This is a genomic window from Tolypothrix bouteillei VB521301, from assembly GCF_000760695.4.
Lineage (GTDB): Bacteria > Cyanobacteriota > Cyanobacteriia > Cyanobacteriales > Nostocaceae > Scytonema > Scytonema bouteillei_A.
This window is the reverse complement of the sequence record NZ_JHEG04000001.1, coordinates 4,010,983-4,027,646: the sequence shown is the minus strand read 5'-3', so window position 1 is coordinate 4,027,646 and position 16,664 is coordinate 4,010,983. Positions and strand designations below refer to the sequence as shown.

General features: G+C 42.5%; 13 protein-coding genes. 10 read left to right on the top strand and 3 right to left on the bottom strand.

Annotated features, from left to right (window positions below; genetic code table 11):
* Positions 1–18 precede the first annotated feature (18 nt).
* From HC643_RS42110 to HC643_RS15980, 3 genes are all read right to left on the bottom strand, one after another.
* Positions 19–147, bottom strand: a complete 129-nt coding sequence (locus tag HC643_RS42110) for a hypothetical protein (RefSeq protein ID WP_272899744.1) — start codon at positions 145–147, stop codon at positions 19–21.
* Between the two features lie 318 nt (positions 148–465).
* Entirely contained in the window at positions 466–1,296 is an 831-nt protein-coding gene (locus HC643_RS15985) for a response regulator transcription factor (protein WP_038080673.1), read from the bottom strand.
* Between the two features lie 139 nt (positions 1,297–1,435).
* Positions 1,436–3,406 (bottom strand): scytonemin biosynthesis sensor histidine kinase, encoded by a 1,971-nt coding sequence (locus HC643_RS15980; protein ID WP_038080675.1) that lies wholly within the window; start codon positions 3,404–3,406, stop codon positions 1,436–1,438.
* 1,172 nt (positions 3,407–4,578) lie between these two features.
* On the opposite strand from HC643_RS15980, the gene HC643_RS42105 reads away from it, so the two are divergent.
* The 10 genes from HC643_RS42105 (at position 4,579) to eboC (ending at position 16,634) form a co-directional block, all read left to right on the top strand.
* Entirely contained in the window at positions 4,579–4,707 is a 129-nt protein-coding gene (locus HC643_RS42105) for a hypothetical protein (RefSeq protein WP_272899743.1), read from the top strand.
* Positions 4,708–4,780: 73 nt separating this feature from the next.
* Positions 4,781–6,658, top strand: coding sequence for a scytonemin biosynthesis protein ScyA (gene scyA, locus HC643_RS15975; RefSeq protein WP_038080677.1), 1,878 nt, complete (start codon positions 4,781–4,783; stop codon positions 6,656–6,658).
* A 95-nt stretch (positions 6,659–6,753) separates the two neighbouring features.
* Positions 6,754–7,812, top strand: a complete 1,059-nt coding sequence (scyB, locus tag HC643_RS15970; protein WP_038080678.1) for a tryptophan dehydrogenase ScyB — start codon at positions 6,754–6,756, stop codon at positions 7,810–7,812.
* A gap of 11 nt (positions 7,813–7,823) precedes the next feature.
* Complete coding sequence (scyC, locus tag HC643_RS15965; RefSeq protein WP_038080679.1) at positions 7,824–8,780, top strand: scytonemin biosynthesis cyclase/decarboxylase ScyC; 957 nt, start codon at positions 7,824–7,826, stop codon at positions 8,778–8,780.
* Between the two features lie 201 nt (positions 8,781–8,981).
* Positions 8,982–10,244 (top strand): ScyD/ScyE family protein, encoded by a 1,263-nt coding sequence (locus HC643_RS15960; RefSeq protein ID WP_038080680.1) that lies wholly within the window; start codon positions 8,982–8,984, stop codon positions 10,242–10,244.
* A gap of 318 nt (positions 10,245–10,562) precedes the next feature.
* Positions 10,563–11,879, top strand: a complete 1,317-nt coding sequence (locus tag HC643_RS15955; RefSeq protein ID WP_038080682.1) for a ScyD/ScyE family protein — start codon at positions 10,563–10,565, stop codon at positions 11,877–11,879.
* A gap of 156 nt (positions 11,880–12,035) precedes the next feature.
* Entirely contained in the window at positions 12,036–13,220 is a 1,185-nt protein-coding gene (scyF, locus tag HC643_RS15950) for a scytonemin biosynthesis PEP-CTERM protein ScyF (protein ID WP_038080683.1), read from the top strand.
* 266 nt (positions 13,221–13,486) lie between these two features.
* Positions 13,487–14,380: an EboA family metabolite traffic protein gene (locus HC643_RS15945; protein ID WP_038080684.1), complete on the top strand. Its 894-nt coding sequence runs from the start codon at positions 13,487–13,489 to the stop codon at positions 14,378–14,380.
* Between the two features lie 87 nt (positions 14,381–14,467).
* A complete protein-coding gene (locus HC643_RS15940) occupies positions 14,468–15,379 on the top strand; it encodes a TatD family hydrolase (RefSeq protein ID WP_153021468.1) in 912 nt (303 codons plus the stop codon).
* A gap of 328 nt (positions 15,380–15,707) precedes the next feature.
* On the top strand, positions 15,708–16,634 hold the full coding sequence (eboC, locus tag HC643_RS15935) for a UbiA-like protein EboC (RefSeq protein ID WP_038080685.1): 927 nt from the start codon (positions 15,708–15,710) through the stop codon (positions 16,632–16,634).
* Positions 16,635–16,664 lie beyond the last annotated feature (30 nt).

Genomic DNA, 16,664 nt, shown 5'->3' with positions numbered 1-16,664 from the left:
TATCCCATTCCTGTAACGTTAGGGGGGAGTATCTCCAACTTCAGCCATTACGTTAAAGTCAGCCATCGGTGCAAACAAATAAGCACTTCCCCGATTGCTATGACGGCTTAATTGCAGCCAATTTTCAGAGTATGCCACTGTTACCATGTCGCACGCGAATGACTTACTTACTAACTATCTCACTATAGTCAATTCTACTATATCAATCAAAGTTTGATATAGATGTATTATGGATAACATATCAAATAATATTAAAGCATCACATCAGTCTAAAGAAATAACTTTAGACTGGTAGCTCTCCCTAATGGGGAGCTATGGTGTATGTATAAGTAGGATTTCCCTCTTAGTTCCCCCAATGGATTGGGGGGAAACTCTCCTTCCCTCCACAAGTACAAGGGGAGGGTGGGGTTAAATTGACGCTAAAACCTTTGTCTGTGAGCTATTTTAGTTGTTACTTTGTAGATTTCATGCCTCTACTTTACAACGACGGGACAATTGGTACTCCTTTCTCCAACTTTGAGGAGGAGTCCCGTGGTGTTGACGAAACTGTCGGGAAAAATGACACGCGTTTTGATAACCAAGAGCAGATGCTATTTGTTCAATGGTTTGGTCTGTTTCTTGAAGCAAAGAACGTGCTGCAGCCATCCGGCGTTTTACAATCCAACCGTTAACAGTTTCTCCAGTAATTTTTGCCACTCTATTTGTTAAGTAAGCTGAAGAATAACCAACAGCCTCAGCGACATCACACAAAGTAATTCCTCGGTCGAAATTTGCTTCTATATATTCAAAAACTTCTTTAAGCTGGGGAACTAAGGGAAAAATCGATGCAGGAGATTGTGGTGAACCATGAGTAACAGCGACTGGCTGTGCAAGCTTCTCGTAATATGCAGCATACCAGTACTGCATTAGTTTTGCTTGCTTTTCCAATCTTGTAGTAATGGCTTTGAGTAATTGATGAACTGTACACGGCTTGGTAATGTAATCATCTGCACCTAATTCCATACCCTTACGGAGAGACGCTTTGCTATCACTACCGGTTAAAAAGATGAAAGGAACAATAGCAGTCACTGGATCTTGTCGCAATGCAGCTAAAACACCAAAGCCATCCATATCTGGCATGAGAATATCGCAAATCACTAGGTCAGGTAAGTTCTCCTGAGCTTTTTGGATACCAATATTACCATTTTCAGCATCAATTGTCTCAAAACCTTCAGATTGAAGACCGTCCAAGAAGATATGGCGAGTTATTGCATCATCTTCAATAATTAAAATCTTTTTTGACGATTCCTGCATCATGTTTAATCACCACAATAATTTGGTAGTCAATGATTACTGAATTCAAAAGTCAAGTTATGGGAAACACAAATACTGAGAAGTTAATTTAGAGCTAAATGTGCTATTGGCATCATTTATTACTTACAGATGTCCCGTTGCACTACTGGTAGCCATCTCCTCTTAGGTATGTTATTGGTAATTTGACAGTGAAAGTCGTGCCAATTCCAACAACACTTTCTACAAAAATTTCACCCAGGTGTAAGTCAACGAGAGTTTTTACAATCGCAAGACCCAGTCCAGTTCCTGGTATGTTGTCAACATTGCTACCTCGATAAAAAGGCTCGAAAATTTGTTGCCGATCTACAACTGGAATACCAATGCCAGGATCTTTGATTAGAAAAATAGCTTCTTGACTTTGACAGTGAAGTTCAAAAGTCACGGTACTGCCTGGAGATGAATATTTGATAGCATTTGAGAGTAAGTTATTTAAAATATACTGTAACAACTTTGGATCTAAGTAGGCGTTCTGGCAGTTACCGTGGCTCGCAAAGTTAACTGACTTTTGATTGCCAGTCGTTAACTGCATCTGTGCAACTATATCGACACAAAACCTATCTAGGTGAATCGATCTTGGCTCACACACCAACTTTCCTGATTCCGCTTGCCTGTATAATAAGATTTCATCTAATAATTCGCTAATTTGTTGAACAGCAAGTTGAATAAGATCCAGATAAGAACGATTTTTCTCTTCTGTCCATTGATGAAAATGACGTTTGAGTAAATCAGCAGAGAAAGAAATAACATTCAAAGGTGTGCGGAATTCATGACTGAGCATGGAGACAAAGCGTTCTCGGAGTTCGCTGAATTGTTTTGTCTGCTCAAGAGCTTGACGCACTTCTGATTCGGCTTGCTTGTAGTCGGTAATATCAATTGCTGTTATTAACTTGACTTGATGACTCGAAAAATCAAGCGCTCCATCAAGTAATCCTACAGTACAAGCCAGCCACCTTTGCGAACCATTTTTAGTTAGAATTTCCATCTCTTGATATTCACCACAAGCGTCTCCATTCTGTTTGTATATTTGCCTGAGCTTTTTGCCTTTAATCAGTCTTTTAATATTAAAGTTATTCAGCAATTCCTTTTTTGAATAGCCAGTTAGAATTTCTGTAGCAGGATTTACATAACAAAACCGTTCGTTATGAATTAGAAAAATACTAGCTTCTGTTGTTTCTGCCAAAGTCCGAAATCGGCTTTCATTTAACTTGAGCGCTTCCTCTGTTCGCTTGGATTCAGTAACATCTGAGATACTCCAAACTCTACCAACAATCTGATTTCCCAATCGCTGGGGTTTGGAATAGTGAGCAAATATCCTACCATCCTTGAGTTCTACCAAATCGCAGCTTTCTTCTTCCGATTCGCTGGTCTTGTTCCAAACAACAGTGCGAAAAAATTCTACATCCTTGACTTTGCTCTCAAAAAAGACTTTTGCTTTATGGCATTCTCTAGAAAGATGTATTGATGGTGGAATGCCCCACATTTCAATAAATTTTTGATTAAAGCAAAGAAACTCTCCTTCAAAATTTAACGCAAGTATACCACAGGCTGTTGATTCTAGGGCAGAACAAACTAGAGACAAATATGCTAGTTCTGTTTCTAGATTTTGATATTTGATGACCTCTGGCGGCAACTGTTGCCCCATTTGCAAGGCTTTGTTTGCGTATTGCCTTAAACTTAACTCTACTAGTTCTTGGCTGCGATCGCAAGCAACTGCACAACCTAATTCTCTACCTTGGTTTTCTACATAGTTAACCTTGACTTGTACTAAAAAGACTTGCCCTGCTTTCGTCTGATATCGCGATTTAAAGGTGAGGGAACTTTGTTGCTTCAGCGCGGACCATTGCTCCGACCATTTTTGCATCTCAAAATCCAAATCAATCTTCTCCAATCTCTTTGAGAGCAGTTCCTCGCGAGAATAGCCCATCATCTGACAGAATGCAGTATTGACGTAAAGAATTTCTGCCTTTGCATCAATGCAAAATGCTGCTTCTTCAACTCTATCAAGTAGAATTTGTGCAAGTTGCAACTCTTCTTCTGGTTTTAGCACCGGCTGGGAATTAGATTCAGATAGCATACGTAATGGTTGCTAAAGTACATTGCCCTCCAAGTTTTTTGTATCAATCGGCACTTATCGCGATCGACAGGGTGTCAGCTAAACTTCCTAACTTATTGGGGCTACTTGTTCACCCGCAAAATCAACTTATCAGATTTTTTAAGAAACTTAATATAACTTTACTAATTCTTTAATTTACGAGATTCAGTACTTTAGCTGAGTCTCAAACGTCTTGCCCGCACAGCTACCTAACACAGTTGAACCGACAGGATGTTGTAGAAAACCACTATAGAGTGATATAAATTACAATTGAAAGTTTATTCAAAATCTACAAACTTATCTCTGCATTCAAATTACGGGGAATCTTTTCCAGCATGAGTGGAAAGCTTTCCCTACTTGTCTTTTAGGTTACTGTAGCAGGGTGTTGCCCCATTTATACAAAGTGTAGAATTACCAAAAGGTTTCAGCAATCATTCTTACAGGGAATTTTATTTCATCAGATCAAGTTCCTTGCTTAACTCTTCCATGAATTCAACTACAAAATTGTTTACAAAATCATCCATCTGAAGAAATAGCCCGCGCCTGATATGTAGAATACGTACTCTTTAGCATCTACCATTTGATATAATATTTGTAAATTGTTCGAGTAATATTGGTAACAGTAACTTGGCACAGCTACTTATTACCGAGGTCTAATCGCCTTTTACGTATTTTAGGAAGAATAAGCTACAATATTAAATCTTTATTAAAAAGAGATTGCTGTCACCTTTTTTGTTTGCTATATCTACCTCATTCTCCTTATTATTCTTTCTAGATAACTTAATACTTCCATCAAGAGTGAAAACTCTTTTTTTGCCCTCTTACATTTAAACATAATTTTGATTTGTCATCCATCATCTGGCAGATATAGCAATCTTCTCCAAGCAGTAACAACATCTAAGCCTTGTATGATGAGCAACGTCCACCACATAAAGTTTTTGCGTGGCATTCCTAACCTTAGATATATTTCAAAAATTGAATAGATATTTTATAAGTACGCAATTTCCAGAGGATAGAGAAAATTGTACAGACGCTTCTTAGTCGGCGTTAAAATGAGCACAATCAGAGAGCAAAAAAATTGATAACCCGATCAAAAGATTATTCATTGCAGCAAGGTCTTGCGCTTCTGTAGTCTTGTTTCCATAAGCACAGCCTTGATTGTTTACCTTGAACGTAAAGATTTATTTACTATCAAGAAAACGGTGACAAACCGTGCTCGGCATTTACCAATTTTGGTGAATCGTTTAGAAGAAAAAGCAGACTTTGGCATGACACAAGTTTGAGGCTGCGAGTGAAAGCGCAGTCTGGATAAGCTAACTGGCACCTTCTCCATGATTCAGGGAGTATGTAGGAGCAATGAGACAAAATTATACTCAAAAAACCTCTAACAACGGCACTCAGCCATACGAGGTATATCAACCAAGTGGCTGTGTAGAAACCGCACTAAATAATAGCGAGTCCGAATCTAGAGAACTTGGACTCGACAGATCCAAAGCTGTATCGATTGTGGAACAACCACAGCGATCGCTAACAGTAGCGGATGCGATCGCCAGAATGATGGAAGCATTGGGAATCACCCACGCTTACGGAGTTGCTGGAGGAGCGATGGCTACTCTTTGGGGTTCACTATCCAACAGTCTTCTCCAAGTCTTAAATGTTCGACACGAATCAGGAGCTGCCTTTGCAGCGACTGAAGCTTACTTTGCTACGGGTCGTCCCGCAGTTGTATTCACCACAGCAGGACCGGGTATTACCAACGCCCTCACTGGTTTATTTGCTGCCCGTGGTGAAGGTGCGAAAGTCATTTTACTCTCAGCGTACACCTCAGCACCACAACGCGGAAAGTGGGCTATTCAAGAAACCAGTAACGAAACGTTACCCACTGATGGAATTTTTACATCAGGAACGCTGTTCAACTACGCAACAACTGTGGAAAGCCCCGCACAACTGCCACAGATTTTTCGCAAACTGGCTTTGGGTTTGTCGCAACCCGGAGGGTTCGTTGCTCATTTGAGTATCCCCACCGCCATACAAACATCTCCACTAGAGGAAATACCAACATATCAAGGAGTTTACTCCTCTAAACTAACACCTAGCAGAGAAACTATTTTAAGGGCAGCAGAACTGCTATCAGAAGGACCCTTTGCCATTTGGTTGGGTTTTGGTGCTCGTCACGCAGCAGAAGAAGTTCGCCAGCTGGCCGAAATCACAGGGGCTGCAGTTATGTGTTCCCCCCGTGGCAAAGGCATTTTCAGCGAAGATCATCCCCAGTTTGTGGGTGTCACAGGTTTGGGCGGTCACGGTTCCGTGTTGTCGTATATGCAGCAGCAAACACCTTTCCGCACTCTTGTGTTAGGCTCGCGTTTGAGCGAACCGACTTCTTTCTGGAATCAAGCATTGGTTCCGCCAGGAGGCTTTATACACGTAGACATCGATCCCGCAGTACCTGGCGTAGCTTACTCAAAAGCTGAAACCTTTGCTATCCAATCTGATATTAAAACTTTCTTACAAGCACTCTTACAGCACGAGCATCTGATTGCCAGTGCGGGTATAAAAGCTTTTCAGCTACCACGCCCAGAAAAGCAAGCACTCGAACCAAGCAAAGACTCACCAGTGAGACCGGAAGCGCTAATGCAAGCAATTCAAAAAGTCATCGTCGAGGGTAGTGATGCCATCGTCTTGGCTGAGTGCGGTAACTCCTTTACTTGGGCAACGCACTTCTTGCGATTTGGTCAACCAAACCGTTACCGGGTCAGCACTGGGGTAGGAGCAATGGGTCACGCTGTAACCGGAGTCATTGGATCGGCACTTGCAACTAATAGCAAGTCTGTAGCCATTGTAGGTGATGGTGCAATGCTAATGAACAACGAAATTAGCACTGCTGTAAAATACCAAATACCTGCTATTTGGATAGTCCTCAACGATGCTCGCTACAATATGTGCCATCAAGGCATGGCAATGCTGGGACTGACAGGAGCAGATCCATTGATGCCAGAGACAGACTTTGTAACAGTGGCTCGGGGGATGGGCGCAGAAGGAATCCGGATCGATCGAGAATCAGACCTCGAAGCAGCATTAGAGAAAGCAATGGCTTTCCCCGGTCCATTTGTGATTGACGTGATTATTGACCCAGATCGACGCGCACCATCCAAAGGACGCAATGCAGGTCTAGCAGCACAAGGTGTTAAATCGGCTCCTGCTGAAAAGACAGCGATTTCATTTCCAAATGTTTAAGAGCTAATGGTGAAGAGAGCTAATGGCTAATTGCTAATAGCTATTAGCTATTAGCAATTAGCCATTAGCAAAAGTCAGTGATGAGGAGGCATAACGTGAACTTATTTGAGACAGTGACAGAGATGGGGCACGAGCAAGTGCTCTTTTGTAATGGTAAAGACCCGGAAATTAAAGCAATTATTGCCATTCATGATACAAGTTTGGGACCTGCGATGGGTGCAACCAGACTGTTGCCGTATCCCAATGAAGAAGCTGCACTAAAAGATGCTTTACGTTTAAGCCGTGGTATGACTTACAAAGCAGCTTGTGCGGGTATTCCCGTTGGTGGCGGTAAAGCAGTTATTATTGCTCATCCTGAAAATAAGACAGAAGATTTATTTAGAGCTTACGGACGTTTTGTTGAGAGGCTTAACGGACGCTTTATCACCGGACAAGATGTGAATCTTACTCCTAATGATGTCAGAGCAATTAGCAAAGAAACCAAATACGTGGTAGGGGTAGAAGAAAGGTCTGGTGGACCTGCTCCGGTGACTGCGTGGGGAGTTTTTCTGGGGCTTAAAGCTGCAGTAGAGTTCCGTTTGCAAACTCAAGACTTAAAGGGATTGAAAGTTGCAGTGCAAGGTCTGGGAAATGTAGGTAGCAATCTTTGCCGTTACTTGCACGAGCATGGAGCCCAACTGTTTGTGACTGATATCAGTCAAGAAAAAACTGAGGAAATCAAACGTCTTTATGGTGCAACTATTGTTGAGCCCAATGCAATTTACTCTTTAGACGTAGATGTGTTATCTCCTTGTGCTTTGGGAGGAATCCTCAACAGTGAAACAATTCCTCAAATCAAAGCATCAGTTATTGCAGGTGCTGCTAACAACCAACTGGGAGTAGAGCAAATCCACGGTCCCATGCTATCAGCAAAAGAAATTCTTTACGCTCCGGATTACGTTATTAATGCAGGCGGGCTAATCAACGTCTATAACGAAATGATTGGTTATGACGAAGATAGAGCATTCCAACAAGTACGTAACATTTACGACACACTGTTAGAAATTTTTGATAGAGCGCAAAAGCAGGACATCACAACCAATGATGCTTCCAAGCAATTGGCAGATGACAGAATTAACCGTGCTAGACATATCAAGGCTATGGCTGTGGTGTAAAGGAGACACAAATGGTAACGGAAAGAAATACATTTGCAACATCCGCGTATATTGCGACTGCGCCAGAGACTGCTTATGACTACCTCTGTAGTCTAAAAAACTTAGACGAATGGACGCTCTACAGCCGGATGCAAGAGCAAGTTGATGAAGATACCTGGCTGGGAACTGCATCTGGCTACCAAACAAAGCTCTACTATCACGTTAAGAAATTAGACCACCCGCATTTTCATGGCATCGAATGGCATTGCGGGTTGGAGTATCAGAAATACTATCAGGTTTATCCCGTCCTACTGTTTTCTCCCGATTACATTGAGCCGGGAACTGATGAAAAAGGCGTCTACTTGCACTGGATTAGCTTTGTCGATCCAAAACGGCGATCGCCATTAATCATGGAGGGAATTCACACGGTACATACTTCCGAGTGTCGTTCCCTCAAGGGTAACTTAGAGCGCAAAGCTGGTCTTACCTCTGCAGCTAAAGGACGCTATTATATTGACACCGATACTATCTATGTTAATGCCCCCATAGAAATGGGTATTGAGTTTTTATCAGATCTCAAGAACATGGATGATTGGGCGCACTTGCTGCATGCAGATGGTGAGATTGCTGGTTCTTCAGGTGAGTTTCGCGATGAGTACAACCAAAAGGTGAAGGTAACCCAGCGACTGCAACCTGTCAGCAAATGGTATTTGCTAGAGCATGAATTTTATTACCCAGACTATGGATTTTATCAACGCTCTCCGGTGTTGTTAATTCCAACTTCTTATGCTTTTGGCGATCCCAATGCTCCAGGTTTTATCCAACACCGGATTACATTTTGGAAAGCTGGCGAGCAACTTCCTCATGGCAAACTTCAAATTGAAGACTTTGGCTCTGAAAGTTTAAATATTAAACGTCTTTTGGAAGCTAAAGCAGGTAATTTAAATACCTTAGCTCAAGGTTTGAGTTATATGCCAAACAGTCACTAGTACATGAAGGCAGAAGTCCGGAGGCAGAGGGCAGAAGGTTCAAAAACTTTGAATATATGCTTCTTGCTTCTTATTAATGCTTGCCTTATTTACGCCCTACTGTACTAGTGATTTGTTAGTTGTTAGTTGTTAGTAGAGTACTTAGCTACTTATCAATAAGCAATAACTACTAACTACTAACCAATAACCATTTACAAGACGATGAAACTCAAGCATATCACCACAACACTTCTTTCTTTTTGCGTTGCGACTCTTTTTGGCATGAACGCAGCAAAAGCTGCATCGTTTACGGTTATTGCTGACGGTCTTGACAACGTACAAGGTCTAAGCATCGGTCCTGACGGTAGTATTTATGCTGTAGAAGCCGGGAAAGGCGGAAGCGGTCCTTGTGTCCCACCCCCAAGCGGTCAAGGTGACAATTTGTGTTACGGAGCGACCGGTGCTGTTACAAGAATTAAAGATGGGAAGCAAGAACGCGTTCTCACCGGGCTTCCTTCTATAAGCGCCTCTAGTGGTGCCCAAGCTGCTGGTCCTCGCAGTATACTATTTGATTCAACTGGAAAACCGTATATCGTAACGGCGTTGGGAGCTAATCCAAGCTTTCGTAACAATATATTAGGTGATACCGATCTTGGAAAAATTATTGCTCCTGACTTTAATACAAATACTTGGACTAGTGTTTCTGATATAGCCAGTTATGAATTAGCTAACAATCCAGATGGAGAAAATATAAGTAGTAGCCCAATATCTTTTTTGCTAGATGGTAATAATTTTGTTGTCGTTGATTCAAGTGCAAACGACTTGCTCAGTGTTAGCACTGACGGAAGCAATTTGAGGGCGATCGCAGTTATTCCCAAGCAAACGATCGCAAATCCTGTTTTCCCGCCATCTAACACTCCATCTGTCGAACCATCTGAAGTTCCAGATTCTCCCGAACCACCGCCAGTGACCGAGTTTTCCACACAAGCAGTTCCTACAGGTATTGCTAAAGGTCCAGATGGTGCTTATTACGTAAGCATATTTACTGGCTTTCCTTTTCCGGAAGGAGGAGCTAAAATATACCGAGTAGGCTCTGATGGTCAACCTACAGTTTATGCAGAAAATTTTACACAACTTCGGGATCTAGCCTTTGATACGGAAGGAAATTTGTATGCTTTGCAGTATGCAAATCAACCATCTTGGACGGGCAATCTAAATGGTTCTGTTATCAAAGTAGCACCCGATGGCACCCGTACAACTCTGCTTAGCGGTAACGGACTGGAAGGACCTGGTGGTCTGGCGATCGGTTCCGATGGTAGTGTTTACATAGCAAATCGAAGTGGTGTTCCAGGAAAAGGACAAGTTTTAAGAGTTAATAATTCAAAATCTGTTCCCGAACCCACCTCCACTTTAAGCATTTTAGGATTAGGTGCTTTCAGCATTTATCAGTTACGCAAAGGTAAGCGAAAAGCACCTCATATGTAAAGGATGAAGGATAAAGAATAAAGGATGAAAAATGCCTTAAATTCCCAGATATAAGGCTGAAAAACGCTAAACAAAAGAACTTTCACATACTGAAAAGCTACTTTCATCCTTGATTCTTGTTGAACCTTCAGACTTTTTCAAAAAGTTTCAAGTCAACCCGATCGGCTATTAGTTATAAGTGACCAGTTATGACTGGCTACTTATCGCTGTAAGTCGCTGTAAGAGGGATGCTTGATATTTAAATCCCAGTCATTGGGGCTTCTTATTTATAACGCTGTCCAACATTCCACAAACTACCAACACTCAATTTCAGCAAATATGAAATTCAAGTCATTTGCCCTTGCATTATTTACGTTTTGTGCTGCAACCGCTAGCGGAACAAGCGCTGCACAGGCTGTAACTTTTAAGACAGTGGCTTCCGGTTTTGATAACGTCAATCATGCGACCTTCAGTCCTGATGGCTATCTTTACCTATCAGAAGGTGGTGTGGGAGGCGATGGCGATGGTGGTAGAAGATGTACACCATCACCAAGTACCCAATACGTTCCTATTTGTGCTGGCGATACCGGTGCGATCACCAAAGTTGATGTAACGACCGGTCAATCAGAACGTGTTCTTAGTAACCTTCCGTCTCTAGCACAACAACCCTTACAAGATCAAGGAGCTGGTCCTGCAGATCTTCAGTTTTATAACGGCAAAGCTTATCTTGTATATGGTATGGCTGGCGATCCTAGAAATCGCGATAGCGTCTTAGAAGTTCCTACACTTGCACAGCTTTACGAAATAGACTTGAACACTGGTGAGAAGAAAAGCCTCGCCGATTTTGCGAAATATGAGACCGAATTCAATCCTGATGGCACAGATTTAATTGTTAATCCCTACAGCTTAGCAATCAAGGATGGTTATGCTTACGTTACAGACGGGGGTGCAAACGTTATATACAAAGTGGGATTGAATGGCGAAGGTATTGTAAAAGTTAATGCATTCCCCAGACAAAACGTACCTGTTGACGAGCTGAAATTCCCCAGCCCTGAAGCTTTGGGTCTAGGAGCGGATCAATCTATTGCTTTCCAACCAACAGAGCAATCAGTACCTACAGGAATTAAAATAGGTCCAGATGGGTCTCTCTATGCCACTGAATACACTTTCTTCCCTTATCCAGAGGGTAGGGCAAGAGTTTGGAAAATCAGTGATGATTTGGAGCAATTTACAACTGTTGCCGAAGGCTTCACACAGCTCACAGATTTAGCTTTCAACGAACGAGGCGAGCTATATGTGTTGCAGCACTACAATACTCCTGAATGGGAAGCTCTAGCACCAGGTGGAGATAAGAGCGGTTCTATCATTAAAGTAGCGACTGATGGAACTCGCGAAACGGTCTACAGCGGTCCGGAACTTGGTGCAGCTAGCGTTTTAGATTTTGGTCCTGACGGTAAATTATACGCAGTAGCTGGTAGCCGATTTGCAAAACAAGGAACAGTCCTTGCGTTTGACCTTGAAGAAGGTGAAGGTGGATCTAAGAAGGTACCAGAACCTGCGGCTGTATTTGGATTGGTAGCGGTTGCTGGATTTGCAGGTAGGATGTTAAAGCGCAAGCGCCAAGAAGAGTTACTTGCTAAGGTAGAAATTCTATAATCCCCATGTCTTAGCAAATTTCTAAGAATGACTGAGAAATTAAGTTGCTGCCTAAAAGAGTGGTTAGAAAGGCAGCAACTCAAATCCAAAATCCTCAGACTGAGTCTGAGAACGCAAACACAACCAAAGTATAACTCATCACATTGAGAAGTCATTATGGGATTAGTAAAGAATTTATCAGTTGCCTTAGTCAGTGCTAGCGTTATGGTAGGAACTGCAGCAGCTCAAGCTAAAGCTGTTACCTTAACATACGATAAGAGTCTTAGCAGTCCCGGTTTAGCCCCCGGACAACTTTTTGTTCCTCAAGGTCTGGGAGTCCAAGACTCCACCAATCAGTTATTTGTCAGTAACGGTCGAGGTCTCAATCCAGACGGTTCTTTCAATCCAAACGTCGGTAACCGCGTTGACGTATTTGACCAACAAGGTAACTATCTTAGAGCGATCGGTAGCGGTCGCCAAGGAAAAGGAGAAGGATTTGACGAACCAGCAGACGTAAAATTTGACCCGGTAACTGGTAACCTACATGTAGGTGATGTATTTAACAGTGAAATTGACGTGTACAATCCTAACACTGGTGAATATATCAGATCCTATGGCTCCTTTGGAGGACCCGTACAAGGTAGACTCTTCTTTGGACCTGGTGGTATGTCTTTTGATAAAAAAGGCAATATCTGGATAACTGATTTTAGTGCTGACGTAGTTAAGGTATATAATGCCAATACTGGCGAACTCGTTAAAACTGTTGGTAGCAATGGTAGCGAGTTGGGACAGTACGTCGGTCCCGCAGGCATAAGCGTTTCTCCAAATACCGGAAGAATTTACGTAGGCGATCAATATAACGGTCGCGTTCAAGTTTTAGATTCAGACGGTAACGCTCTGTTTGCTTTTGGTTCTCGCGGTTCCGAACTCGGACAATTAAGAGAGCCAATTGGTGTAGAAGTAGACGAGTACGAAAATATTTACGTAGCTGATTCTCAAAACAGCCGCATCCAGGTATTTGACAAGGATGGTAATTTCCTAACTGCATATGGCGAACCCGCTCGCAACGCAGCTGGTGAAGTTGTACCACCTCCCGATCAAAGCGGTCCTCCTTTTGGTAATCCCCTTGTTCTCGAACCTGGGGTCTTCAACTGGACTGCTGGTTTACACTACGATAGAGGCAAACTCTATGTTGGTGACTTTTTCCAAGGTCGCGTTCAAGTGTTAAACGTGGACAACAAACCCGGTGCAAAAGTACCCGAACCTACATCCGTATTGGGTTTAGGATTGCTGGGATTTGGCGTTGTCATATCCAAACTGCGGAAAAATCGCAAAAATTCAACCGTAAGTGTAGAGGGATAACTTTCGTTGAGTCTCTCATACAGTTTGTTGTGGGAAATAAATCGAAAGTTGTCTTTTACTAATCATTGAACACAATACATAGGGTGGGCGATATCCACCACTTAGATACTTAGTGGTGGACATTTCCCACGCTACTCGTTTATTAACACATCGACAACAATCAACATATATATTTATTTCCTCGCTTCAGTAATATTCAATTATTCAAGCCTTTTCTCTATCAACTGTCTTTTGTTATCTCATTAAACTCACATTCCTTCCATGCTATGGTTGCTACAATTTCTTTAAAAAGAATAAATGTTAATGTAACTGATTTACTTTATGGTTGGCTCTCACTAAGAGTTGAGGAAGAAAGTTTCAACTGGTTGACTACCAAAAAAGCACAAATAGAAAATGGTGCTAGCGTGCGAGTGTTTTTCACTACTTTCAGTGCTGTCCCTCGCTATACAGGCAAAAATGACTTAAATTTAACCTTAGAAGATCTAGAAACTGCTTCAGCAGTAAGGAAAGGTTGGTTCCCTTCTCATTGGAGTGTAGACCAAGCAGCTCGTACACTTTTATTGCTGTCTTTACCTCAAAGTGACATAGAGAAGTACTTGCAAACCCTAGAGCAAGTTTTCGCAGCTGCTGATGTAGGAGAACTTGTTGCACTTTACCAAGCTTTACCACTGCTACATTATCCAGAAAGGCTTCGCGCCCGTGCTGCAGAAGGAGTTCGCAGCAATATGACAGCAGTGTTTAATGCCATTGCTTTGCGGAATCCCTATCCCTGTGAATATCTTGATGATATCGCATGGAATCAGATAGTCCTGAAAGCTTTGTTTGTAGGTAGCCCCCTACATTTAATCCAAGGGATCGATCGCCGCGCAAATCCAGTACTTGCAAGAATGCTTGTTGATTACGCCCACGAACGTTGGTCTGCTAAGCGCACGGTCTCGCCCGAACTTTGGCGTTTAGTTGGAAAATTTGCCAAGGGTTCAATGTTAGAGGATTTAGAGCGAGTTATACAAGACACCGATCCCATCCAACAAGCAGCTGCTGCGATCGCCTGTTTTGAGTGTCCCGAAAAAGCAGCCCAAGAAATACTCAATCGCTATCCCAACTTACAAGCTGAAATTCAAGCAGGGCGGATTTCTTGGGAGAGTTTGGTTAGTGGTTAGTCGTTAGTTGTTCTATTAAAGACTAACTACTGACTAGCAAGCACCGACCACCAACCACCAACCATCAACCACTAGCCACTAACCTAGATGATGTTTATAGATCCTCACATTCACATGAGTTCCCGCACTACCGACGATTATCAGATGATGCGTCAAGCTGGAATTGTAGCAGTTATTGAGCCAGCATTTTGGTTTGGACAACCCCGTACTAGTGTTGGTTCTTACCAAGATTACTTTAGCAGCCTAGTTGGGTGGGAACGATTTCGTGCCGCACAGTTTGGTATAAAGCATTACTGTACAATTGGGTTAAACTCCAAAGAAGCGAACAACGAACCTCTAGCAGAGCAAGTTATGGAGTTGTTACCCCTGTACGCCTGTAAAGAAGGTGTCGTTGCGATTGGTGAAATTGGCTACGACGATATGACTCCTGCAGAAGACAAATACTTCCGCTTGCAGTTGGAGTTGGCAAAAGAATTGGATATGCTGGTAATGATTCATACACCACATCGCGATAAAAAAGCAGGAACCAGTCGCAGTATGGATGTATGCTTGGAGCACGGATTAAAACCATCACAAGTCATTGTAGATCACAACAACGAAGAAACCGTGCAAGAAGTTTTAGAACGCGGTTTTTGGGCAGCTTTTACAATTTACCCAAACACAAAAATGGGTAATGCTCGCATGGTAGAAATAGTTCGCCAATACGGGTGCGATCGCATTATTGTAGACAGCAGTGCTGATTGGGGAGTGAGCGATCCGCTAGCAGTACCCAAAACAGCTCGACTGATGCTAGACAGAGGAATTCCAGAAGCAGACGTGCGAGCCGTTTGTTATGAAAACGCACTTCTAGCTTACAGCCAAAGCGGTCAAATGAAAGAATCAGACTGGCTCAATCCATCACCCATAGATCAACGCCAGTTATTTAATGGGAACTCCGTACTGCGGGGACAAAAACCTGTTGTAGAAACTCCCGCTCGCGAATATGCACTTATTGAGTAAAGAGCTAATAGCTAATTGCTAATAGCTAATAGCTAATAGCTAATTGTTAATTGCATTACCTATTAGCCATTAGCCCTCAGCCCTCAGCCCTCAGCCATTAGCCATTAGCCATCCCTTGTTCGCCAGTTCCCAGGGCGCGGGAAACCCGCCTACAGGACTGGACTCACCATTAGCCATTAGCCATTAGCCATCAGCAATTAGCCATTAGCCATTAGCCATTAGCCATTAGCCATTAGCCATTAGCCATTAGCCATTAGCCATCAGCCATTAGCCATTAGCCATTAGCCATCAGCCATTAGCCATTAGCCATTAGCCATTAGCCCTTACTATGAACACAGCAATTCTGACAAAACCGCGATTGCAGGCATATTTTCAGTTAATGAGACCAGCCAACATTGTCACTGCATGGGCTGATATTTTAGCAGGTTTTGCAGCTTCAGGAAGTATTGTCCTTGCAAATCAAGCTGCCATTGGGGGGTCAGATAACTTATCATCACTAGCATGGCTGCTGTTATCAACTACGGGTTTATACGGTGGAGGTGTTATTTTTAATGATGTATTTGATGCCGATATAGACGCTATAGAACGACCTGAAAGACCTATTCCGAGTGGAAGAACATCTCGTACAGAGGCAATTCTCGTAGGAAGCCTGTTTTTATGCATAGGTATCCTAGCAGCTTTGCAAGTGAGTTTGCTAAGTGTAACTTTGGCTAGTAGTATCGCTGTATTGGCTCTTTTGTATGATGCTTGGGGAAAGCATAACCCTGTTTTTGGACCGTTTAATATGGGGTTGTGTCGCGGCTGTAACTTACTGCTAGGCGTGAGTGCAATGTCATCAATGATTGGAGAATGGTGGCTTCTTTCTTTAATTCCTATTGTTTACATCGCTGCGATTACTACCTTAAGCCGAGGTGAAGTACACGGAGGTAAAGTCAGTACTGGCATTATTGCGCTACTGCTGATGAGTACGGTTATTGTCGGGCTTTTAGGTTTGGGTTTATTGAATAATTATCACCTGCTTGCGGCACTACCATTTGTTGTACTGCTAGCGATCCGAGTCTTGCTACCTTTTATAAATGCTACTGGCAAACCCAGCCCAGAAAACATTCGTATAGCTGTACGAGCGGGTATTTTATCACTAATTGTATTAGATGCTACAGTAGCTGCTGGTTTTGCTAGCTTGCCATACGGGTTAATCGTCCTGTTGTTACTACCTCTTTCAATGACACTGTCAAAAATCTTTGCCGTTACTTAAGCAAAGACCAATTATTTGGATTTTGGTCAC